Below are 9,161 nucleotides of genomic sequence, written 5' to 3'. Positions count from 1 at the left end.
GGCCACGGCGTCGCGCACGCAGCCGAACCGGTTGCGGTACGTGCCGGGTTCGACGCCGCCACGGTCCACGGCCGCGATCTGCGCGCCGACGTTGTTGCGCGCCTCGTGCTCGACCCACAGCACCTTGAAGGCGTTGTCGCCGTCGGGATAGCGGTCGTGCTGCGTCAGTGTGAACGCATGGCCCGGGGCGAGCCGGCGCGCGGCGCCTTCGCCTTCGAACAGCTTGTTGTCCAGTTCCAGCGCGTGCAGCATCAGGCGGCTGTGCAAGCCGGCCGCGCCGGCATCGGTGGCGATGCGTTCGCCGGCGCCGTCGTACACCGGCAGCAGCGGCAGCTCGCCGGCGTCCAGGATCGATTGCTGTTCGGCGGCGGGCGCGCGGACCTGGGCCGGATCCCAGCTGCTGATCGAGACGGCGTTCGCCTGCACGCGCCGGCGCGCGCTGAAGCCGTCGATGGCGTCGTCGGTGTCGGTGGCGCGCACGCCGTGAAAACGGATGGCCGCGTTGCCCGGCGTCGCGGGGAACTCGGCCGCGCTGTCGAAGATGATCACGCGGTGTCGCGCCTGGCCGTCGTCGGTCGTGAGGTCCTGGTCGTGCTCGAAGCGCCAGGACAGGCCCTCCGACGCCATCAGGCGCACGAAGAAATCGTAGTCGCTTTCGCGATACTGCGTGCAGATGGGGCGCGGCGGCAGGTCCTGCGTGATGTCGAAGTCGAAGCGCAGTTGCGGGTAGTCCGCGAACAGCTCGGTGACGATGTCGCGGACGTTCTTGTCCTGGAAGATGTAGCTGTCGCGGCGCAGGCGCAGCAGGGCCAGCGCGGGCTCCAGGCGCAGCCGGTAGCGCGCGACGCCGCCATCGGCACCCAGCCATTCAGCCGCGGTGCAGATGCCGTGCCACGCGCGTCGGCTTCCGTCAGGTTGCAGCAGGCCGACGGTCAGTTCTTCGCCGATGAAGTCCGCGAGATCGAGGTCGGTCGACGTGCTGAGGGCATCAACGTCGAAACGGTATAAATCATTTACGGCTTCGCGGCCGCGCACCCGTTCCGCGAGCGGGGATTGCGGCAGTGCGGCGTCGTGCGCGCTGGCCAGCGTGATGAGGCGGGCATGCTGGGACAGGCCGGTGCCGAAGCGGCGGAGTGCTTCGCTTAATGTTGCGAGGTCCATGTCAGAACGGTGTCATTGTCGGGTTGGCGGAGTTGGGAGGGCGCCCAGGCGTTGCGAGAGGGCGGCCCTGGCCGCCCTGATATCGCCGGTTGCGCCCGCGCCGTTGATGTCGGCGGACAGGCCTTTTTCGACCTTCAGCGTGCCGTCGTTCGCAATGGACGCGATGACGACCAGCTGCTTGCCGGCGACCGATCTGAACATGGAAATGTAGTACGTCGCGGCGGGCGCGGCCAGCCGAGTGGCAGCGAGGACGCCGGCGCACCCGGTCGTCGACGCCACCTCGGCCAGGTTTGCCGATAGCGGTTTGGCGCCGGCTTCCATCGCGAAATGGCAGGCGCGGGCGTGGCTGTCCTCGAAGGTGGCAAATGAGGACGTATCCCCCGCGATGAAGTCACGTTCCAGGAACCGCCATTGCGGGAACGTCTTCCGCATCATCGCCGCGCGTGCAAGCTTGATGCCGTCGGCTTCTTTCCAGGAGTCGGACGACGGGACCCCGTCGTTGAGCATCTTGTCGTCGACGAAGCCCTGGGCCGGATCATCGTACACGTAATGGAACTCGCGATACGTGTCGTCGCGCGTGTCCCGGTCCAGATATTCGATGGCAAGGTAATGCTTGTCCTGCAGGCGGAACGCCCTGATCGACGGTATCGCGACGCATTGCGGAAAGGTGTTGCCGCTGTCCGCATCAAGTATGTCGATATAGCGTGGCTTCGGCGCGTCGGGGACGGCAACGAGGAGGCCGCAGCTCGGCGCCACGCCGTCCTTGTCGTAGAACGCGACGGGTACCACCGCCGGGTTGGGCGAGCGCGCCAGCTGACGGAGTTCGGCCCTCTCGGCGCCGCGCTCTTTCAGGAATGCGGCGACGTTAACTGATTGGGCGGCGGCCTGGATACTGAATGTCGGGATAGCCAGAGCAACGAACGCTGTGATCATTTTCATGGTGGCAGTCGGGTCTCAATCTGCAAAGGTATCTTCCGACATCTCGACCTTTTTGCCACCGCGCGTGAACGTATAGATGATGCGGCCGGATGTCGTATCCGAGCGCGTCTGCATCGTCATCGGTACGCCATTCGCCGTGAACGATGCCAGGATCGTGGGCTTGTCGAATCGCGCGCCGACCACGGCTGCCGAGAACGGCGAGCCATCTTCCGGGTTAGCCGCAATTTGTGCGAGCGTCTTCATCACAGGCGTCCAGAGCTTCTTGTCGGATGTCGGAGCGGCCACATAGATGTATCGGTAGCCCTTGATGCTTTTCATCTGCGAGGCGAACAGGGGATCCTTGCCGTACTTCGCCAGTTCCGTATCGAGCGACGTCGGCGTGGTAGTTTTGACTTCATAGCAGCACGCGACGTCCAGGGTCGAGCCGGGGCATTGCAGAGCGTTGAAGAAAGTCGATCCGGACAACTTCTCGTCGGTGAAGATGTAGGTCGGACGGGCGGTTACGTGGCTCCCGTTTGCCAGAACAGGGATTTGTTCGACGATACCGACGATGGGAAGCCCGTCGGCATGACAACCGACGCAGGCTAATGCGATGAGCGAGAAGAAGAGCCGTTTTTTCATGGAGACTGGTCGGGAAAGATCAGGAAGAGGCTTTTCGGGTTGGATACCCGCTGGGCGTAGCCGATACTCGTGCTGACGACGCGCTTGCCCGGCTTCGCCATGTCGCCCGGATTGTTGGTGCGCCATGCGAAGGAGCCGCCGATGTACGGCGTTCCCTCGCCGTTTTCGTCGAAGTAGTGGACGGCCCTCTTCTCGCGATAATAGGTCGCACGTACGAACATCGATTACCCCTCAGCGGCCGAAGAATTCATGGTCGATAGCCTCGCGTCCATCCACGTATTGGCCTTTCGAGCGTTGCTTGCTGTCGCTCTTGAACAGTGGGATGTCCTCATTCTCGTTGAACCGGACGACTTCGAAATCGAAAGGCGTCTTGCGCGCGCCTTGGGCATCGGCGCTTGGCCCGACCTTCGTCGCCTGGACCGCGAACAGGTGATTGCCTTCGACGTAAAACGCGACGGCGTGCGTGTTGGCGTCGCCGGACTCGTAGTTGCGGAAGTTGTAGCCGAGGCCCTTGGGCGTGGTGGTCGTTACCTGCAGCCAGGGCTCGCCCGCGCTGTCCGGCACCAGGTACACGGTGAACGTATCGAAGCTGCTCGCCGTGCCGTTGGCGACCATCCCGCGCACGATGCGCAGTGACAACTTGCTCAGATTGACCTCGTTGACGCCGTAGCCCAGCTTGACCTCATGATGGGTCGACGCTGCAATCGCCGGTGCTTGTACACCGGCACAGAGCCAGGCGGCGACTAGGACACCTGCCACAACGTTACGCGCTATGTGCATGCTTTTTTTCATCATTAGGGCGAAAGCGCTCAACTACGCCGCACCGAGAAAGCGCCAGACAGTCAACCCATAGGGCGACTTCAGATCCTGCAAGGTCGCCCCCTTTGTATAGACCGCATCGTGGACGGGCACTCCGATCGATTGCCAGCGTCCTCCAATCGGGCATGTTTCGCCAGCCTTTGCACGAATTTCAGCGGTTTCGGTGCGCGGCGCACCTGCGGCACTTCCTGCCGTCGAGTTTCTGAGATGTTCGACGAGGTCGCGTGGGTAGAAAGGTAGGTCCCGATACGATTGGTCGTCGACATTCAAAGCAATCGTGATTGCTGCCGCTTCCCATGCCCAATAGCCCAAGAACGATGGGGCGCCGGTGTGAGCGTCGTAGTAGGGTTCGCGACGGCTCGCTTCGTACCAGTCCAGCAGATACGTCTTGATCAGTCCGGGGCGGTCGGATGGTTGCGCGTCGAAGATTGGCAACGCCTTATAGTACGGTAAATGACGCGTGCATTCATCAGGTAAAGGCGAGGGCCGCTGGCTGTAACACGACGCAATTCGTTCGAGCAGACCGTCGCGCATCGAATTGTTATAGTCGAGAATTGCCATGATCCGGGGGATCAATTTTGTATGCCCGAGCAAAACGGAAAAGCAGAGCAGCCGGTTTGCTATCTGGAATTCGACATCCTGCAGATGGATGACAGGCGAGTTGAGTCGCGTTCCTTCGTCAGTTCGATTGAATGCCTGGATATATAAAGCGAACTCCTCGAAATACTCGACGACGTGCGGGAAAAATCCTTGTAACTCCAAGATGTGCACGCCAGCCGAATAGCTGAGCGTCAACAGGTCGATCGCATAATCGGAACGTGCCCCCGTGAGACGCACCAGCGCGGCCACGTCTCGGCCGGAGAGCCATTCTGGATCGCTCAGTTTCTTTTGAGCGTTAGGAATTCGCCTTGAGATGTCTGCGGCTTCATCGCTGTAACCAGCGTAGTCGAGTAAAGGTTCTCGCTTTGCCTGTTTGAATTCGGACTCCGTCAGTATATGGATCATGGTTCCCGCAAGTTTTTTTCCGACGATCGAGCAAGTCGCCGCGGTGTTATTTCGGCCGGTATCTAATGATTCGCTTGTTGTCAATGTCGTTCGCAGTCTGCGATACAAACAAGTTTCTCTCGATTCTTGGCGACCAGCTCTAGCGTCATTTCGCTTTTGTCGGCGCTCATGACTACGTTATCGGGTACACGATACATCAACGGTTTCACCGGGTCGATATGACGTGCAAATGCGACTTCGCCGTTACCAAACCACGCTTGATCGTCATTTTTCTGCTTGTACTGGTCAGCGGGTTCCTCATACATTCTCTTGATTCCGGGCCAGCCAGGCGAAGTATTAACGGCACTCATGCAACTGTCGGCATTCTGGCCTGGACACAACGCGTTTAACTTTTCATTGTAGAAGTTAAGGAACAGCCAAGTCGCGTTTCTGCGACGTTTTGGATCGCCGGGAGCGAGGAAAACGGCATTTCCAGAAATAAACACTCGATCGCCTGTGGGCTTATGGCTTTTGGGGCTGATCGCTCTTCCTTCTGTGTCGAAAAGAACGTGGAAAAATATGTTCGAATACGCTGCAGGCGCAATCAGATAAGGATTCTTGTCGACGCTCTCGCGAAGAATGACTGCGTCTTCGCTGCCCGTACCCGGCGATCTGATATACAGCCAATAGCGAAATGCCCAAGTCGGCACCGGCATGTATTCTTCGGCGCTACGAAAATCGTCATGCTTGACCCATCCTCTGACACCGCTGACTTTGCATTGCGTCCAACCATCCGCGCTGTTTTTGATGCAAGGCTTGACGGCGCCGCGTTGATTTATCACTGGCTTGTCTTTCAGCGTAGCGATAGGGCTTGTGTCGCCTTTATTTCCGTATATGTTGAGCACGCCATTGACTGGAAAGATTGGAGCATCCAGGTCCATTCCAAAGTTAGTGTAATTTTGACTCCCTAACGCTTCGTCCGCAAGGATGCTTCCGGAAAAGAAAAACATGAACGAGAATAGAATTCCGATTTTAGTATCCAAGTTCAGTATCCCTCACGGTAATATGCAGATGGGTTCCGTGCAGTTTCTCATTGCCGGTAATGAGGTGGTTCGGTTGTGCTTGCGAATTGTCACGAGTGTTTAAATCCATTTCCCATGGATCAAATGTCTGCTTAACATCACTGTTCTCTCGCAGCTTATGAATAAAAGTGCGAATGGAGGTGCTGTCGCTGTTGCGAATCGCTATCGTCGCGGCTTCACGTTTATTTGCCTCTCGCGCCGCAAGTTGCTTGAGTTCTTGTTTTTCGTCCTCGGTAAGCGTCTTTTTTCCTTCAAGCCGATTTTTTTGCGTCAATAAATTTATGTATGCTGTGTCTGCAGAAGTCCGGCTGCGGCTTAGCTTCAAGTCATGACCTTCCACTAATATGCGGCTTACGTCCAGTCCCACGCCAACGCGATGCAAGACTGAACCAAGCATGGGGCGCCAACCCGATGCAATCTCAAGTGCCGTAGCGTCCAATTCGAACGCGGCCTTCAAGAATGCTTTATAAGTCTGAGGGTGAACGCGAGGAATAATTTCGGCTTTGGCTGCAGCAAGGTTCGTAATAGAAGGTATGTTTTGCCTGCAATTCTGAAATGCAGCCGCTTGCCACGTGATTACCATGTTTTTCTTGTTTGGTTTTACGACGCTCAGCGTTATAGCGTTGCCGCTAACGCTTGCATTTCCCCCAAAAATCTGTTGCAAGGCTGCTTGGAGTTCCGGAGGTTCGATTCGACTTTGTTCCAGGGCCTCATCCGCTGTGAATTTATGACTGAATTTTAACCAGGTCGTCCCGAAAAGGCTTGCAGAATAGACTTTTTTGGTTCCTGTCGAGACTGGGTCCGACGGTAGTTCATCTGAAGGGTCATAAGCCGTACCCTTGATTTCGGAAATCTTCACTACCACGTCACTCAGCCCTTCTTCCGCACGCACGCGATAAAGCGGGGTAGTGCGATATTGAACCTTTGCATCATTGCCAAGGTACAAGGCGACCTCTTTGCCAAACGGAACTTTTTGTCGAATTTTGTTGTTTTTCATTAACAAAAGACCTTGCCCCTTCATCAGGGGTTTGCCTTGATCGCCCGACATCTCAGCAATAAAATACGGCAGTTTTTCCAGTTTCTTCTCAGAGCCACGCTTGGTATCGAATTCCCACGTAACATACACGCCAGCTTCTTTTATGACATCTTGTACATGGTTCTCAGACTTTTTCTTCGTACCGGATAGCTGAACTGCGCCAGCTTGCTTAACGGTCGACAGAGGAGCCGGTGGAGACAAAGGCGCCTCCTGGAGCTCTTGATGTCCAGCGTCTAAGTCGTTTTGGCGTGGTGATTCGTCATGCTTGCTGTCTTCGCCAGCAACTGCTTGACTGAACGCCTGGCTGTACCATGGTTTAGTCGTGACCTCGGCAGCGACAACCGTTTTTCCTTTGGCGCCTCCCACTTTTTTTTGCAGCGGTTTTAGAGACTGTCCGGGGTCAGGCCGAGGTAGATGCAATTGTACGGTAGTTCGGGTGGCGGTAACGGCGGTGACGGTCTTGCCGTCCGCGCTTGTTTCGCCTTCGATTTTTTTCTGCTCACCATCGCCGGTGAAGTAGGAAAGTAAATAGCGTAGACCTCCCAGCGGCTTTCCATCAATGCCTTTTACGAGAAATTGCTTGGCATGGGGAATTGGCTCAGTTTTTCCCTCTTTCCAACCTTCCACGCGCATGATTGCTAATTTAAATTCGTCCAGCTCTTCCTTGGTGAGAGATCCAATAGTCCGAGCGGCGTCCAGGCCGGTCATTTTTCTGACTGTGGCTGCATATTGCTCCGGATCGTTATGGTCGGTGGCCGGGGCATATTTTTTAAAAACCTTATCCAGTTTGATATCGGAATAAAAATTCTTTAAAGAATACTCCAGGGCCGCAAATCCATCCTCCTGACTCGCAAATGCCGCAAAGCTGCCGCCGCGTCCGATCGATAAACCACTCTTTTCGGCGGCAACAAGATTCCCTGGGTTGTTATTTCGCCAGGCACGAGTGCCTCCGGACCGTAAGAATTCCGTGCCGTCTGCGCAAACGTATATGACACTGTTTTTTTCGCCATCACGCGCTTGGATGAATTTCTTCTCAGCCATTATTCGATCCCTTTGATAGGTGACGCCTCACTGTCGATAGCACGATTGACATCACAGTATGCTTTTTTCGAGCTGTAGACTTTACGCTCTTTAAAATAGCGTAGTGGCGTGCCAGGGGCGCCCTCATCATTCTTCGTCAGATCGAATTCCTGGAATTTTACGGAGTTTTTTTCAGACCACTGGCCCTTCCGGCTCGCATAAACGACACGAATTTTCTTTCCGTCCTGAAACGCGCGCATTCCAGAGATCGCGCAGTCGGCGCCGGAACGCAATGTCAGGGAAGCTTGATAGTCGTCGTTTATCTCGAACGGAATAGCTTCAGCGGCTCCACGCGGATTTCTTATCAGAAAACTGACCGTTTCCAGCGCATGTGCATTGTTCAGGTCAATGATCGTGTGCAAAGCCACGACTTCACCGCTGGCGAGTTTGATCGGCGTCATGTCACCACGCAATACCACTGGGAGCGTCTGGGCCGTCGCGGAGAGGGCGGCTATCGCCAAGGCGCTAGCACTCGCTATGGCTCGAATTTTCATCGCTTTCCTCTTCACAGATCCATTGCAAATCACGGTCGAACAAGATGTAGGTCGTCTCAGGGTTTTCGGTGTCGACATACGCCGTCATGCCATGCGGATCTGTCACACCCTTGATCTCTTGTTGGTCCGCTACGTATATCGTGTAGGCCTGATCTGCCAGCGGTGTGCCAAGCGTGTCCTTGAGCCTGAAACGTTGCCCAAACTGATGGCTCAGCTGCGGCATGGCTGGTAGTTCGAATTGTGCGCACGCCGGGCCGGTGAGCTCCTTCATGCTCGCCTTGAATTCGATCTTCCCAGGCCCATGCACTTCGATGTCACCTCCCGAAAGCCGGATGTACGCGCCTTGCGCAGTCAACAGCACATGCTCCTTCGCTGCCACGTTCACGCTCTTCGCGATGCTCGCCACCGTACACGTCTTGTCGGCTGTCAGCCGCGTCTGGCCACTTTGGCTTTGCATGCTGACTTTGCCGCTGGCCGCATGCATGCGGATGCCGGTTTCCTGATTCGGTTTGTTGCTGCTCGTCGCCTTACCGTACGTGAACAGGCTGACCCCGGCGCTGACCGAGTGAATGGTATTGCCTTGCGAGGCAAAGCCGATGTCCTGTCCCGCCGTGATGTTGGTGGTCGTGCCTGACGCAATGACGGTCGATGCTGGCGTGAGCGCCGCGATGCCTGCAGGTGTGTAGAGTTGCAGCTGCGGTTCGCCGTAAGCGGTGGCGTCGCCGTTCGCTGACGTCGCGGTCAGTGTATCGCCGGCCCTGGCGAGCGCTTCGGTTGCCGGCAACTTGTCTGGAGACGTGCCTCCCGCCAGCATGGCGTTGTGCTTGCCAGCCGTCTCGGCCAGGCTGTGTTGAAGTGTATGGCTTTGTTCGATCTGTGATGCCGCTTGTCCGGATTCCAGCGCGCCCGCATCGGCCGACGTCCGCTCGGTCGCAACGAGCAGGC

At 56.8% G+C, this 9,161-nt stretch carries 10 protein-coding genes; all 10 read right to left on the bottom strand.

What is annotated here, in order from left to right:
- Positions 1–1,161 (bottom strand): type VI secretion system Vgr family protein (locus ACEN88_RS17840; protein WP_413341649.1); only part of this gene is annotated, 1,161 nt, incomplete at its 3' end.
- Positions 1,162–1,173: 12 nt separating this feature from the next.
- Complete coding sequence (locus ACEN88_RS17835; RefSeq protein WP_413341647.1) at positions 1,174–2,100, bottom strand: hypothetical protein; 927 nt, start codon at positions 2,098–2,100, stop codon at positions 1,174–1,176.
- A gap of 15 nt (positions 2,101–2,115) precedes the next feature.
- Positions 2,116–2,721 carry a hypothetical protein gene (locus tag ACEN88_RS17830; protein WP_413341646.1) on the bottom strand — a complete coding sequence of 202 codons (606 nt, stop codon included), beginning with the start codon at positions 2,719–2,721 and terminating at the stop codon, positions 2,116–2,118.
- Positions 2,718–2,942: a hypothetical protein gene (locus tag ACEN88_RS17825; protein WP_413341644.1), complete on the bottom strand. Its 225-nt coding sequence runs from the start codon at positions 2,940–2,942 to the stop codon at positions 2,718–2,720. Before ACEN88_RS17825 ends, ACEN88_RS17830 begins: the two co-directional genes overlap by 4 nt.
- Positions 2,943–2,952: 10 nt before the next feature.
- Positions 2,953–3,513 carry a hypothetical protein gene (locus tag ACEN88_RS17820; protein ID WP_413341643.1) on the bottom strand — a complete coding sequence of 187 codons (561 nt, stop codon included), beginning with the start codon at positions 3,511–3,513 and terminating at the stop codon, positions 2,953–2,955.
- Between the two features lie 21 nt (positions 3,514–3,534).
- Positions 3,535–4,629: a PoNe immunity protein domain-containing protein gene (locus ACEN88_RS17815; protein WP_413341641.1), complete on the bottom strand. Its 1,095-nt coding sequence runs from the start codon at positions 4,627–4,629 to the stop codon at positions 3,535–3,537.
- Positions 4,626–5,567 carry a hypothetical protein gene (locus ACEN88_RS17810; RefSeq protein ID WP_413341639.1) on the bottom strand — a complete coding sequence of 314 codons (942 nt, stop codon included), beginning with the start codon at positions 5,565–5,567 and terminating at the stop codon, positions 4,626–4,628. The genes ACEN88_RS17815 and ACEN88_RS17810 overlap by 4 nt, the downstream gene beginning before the upstream one ends.
- Positions 5,557–7,683 (bottom strand): hypothetical protein, encoded by a 2,127-nt coding sequence (locus ACEN88_RS17805; RefSeq protein WP_413341637.1) that lies wholly within the window; start codon positions 7,681–7,683, stop codon positions 5,557–5,559. Before ACEN88_RS17805 ends, ACEN88_RS17810 begins: the two co-directional genes overlap by 11 nt.
- Positions 7,683–8,216: a carbapenem self-resistance protein CarG family protein gene (locus tag ACEN88_RS17800; protein WP_413341636.1), complete on the bottom strand. Its 534-nt coding sequence runs from the start codon at positions 8,214–8,216 to the stop codon at positions 7,683–7,685. The genes ACEN88_RS17805 and ACEN88_RS17800 overlap by 1 nt, the downstream gene beginning before the upstream one ends.
- The coding region (locus ACEN88_RS17795; RefSeq protein ID WP_413341634.1) for a DUF2345 domain-containing protein at positions 8,188–9,161 on the bottom strand (974 nt) is incomplete at its 5' end. The genes ACEN88_RS17795 and ACEN88_RS17800, both read right to left, overlap by 29 nt.

Origin of the sequence: Massilia sp. CT11-108 (assembly GCF_047302915.1) — a bacterium.
In the GTDB taxonomy this organism is placed as follows: Bacteria; Pseudomonadota; Gammaproteobacteria; order Burkholderiales; family Burkholderiaceae_D; genus Telluria; species Telluria orientalis.
Note: the sequence above shows the minus strand (reverse complement) of the source record. Positions and strands in the feature narration are given on the sequence as shown.

Bases quoted from the DNA above. Each gene is read 5' to 3' on its own strand.
- ACEN88_RS17835 (WP_413341647.1), bottom strand. From the start codon at position 2,100: ATGAAAATGATCACAGCGTTCGTTGCTCTGGCTATCCCGACATTCAGT.
- ACEN88_RS17830 (WP_413341646.1), bottom strand. From the start codon at position 2,721: ATGAAAAAACGGCTCTTCTTCTCGCTCATCGCATTAGCCTGCGTCGGT.
- ACEN88_RS17825 (WP_413341644.1), bottom strand. From the start codon at position 2,942: ATGTTCGTACGTGCGACCTATTATCGCGAGAAGAGGGCCGTCCACTAC.
- ACEN88_RS17820 (WP_413341643.1), bottom strand. From the start codon at position 3,513: ATGAAAAAAAGCATGCACATAGCGCGTAACGTTGTGGCAGGTGTCCTA.
- ACEN88_RS17805 (WP_413341637.1), bottom strand. From the start codon at position 7,683: ATGGCTGAGAAGAAATTCATCCAAGCGCGTGATGGCGAAAAAAACAGT.
- ACEN88_RS17800 (WP_413341636.1), bottom strand. From the start codon at position 8,216: ATGAAAATTCGAGCCATAGCGAGTGCTAGCGCCTTGGCGATAGCCGCC.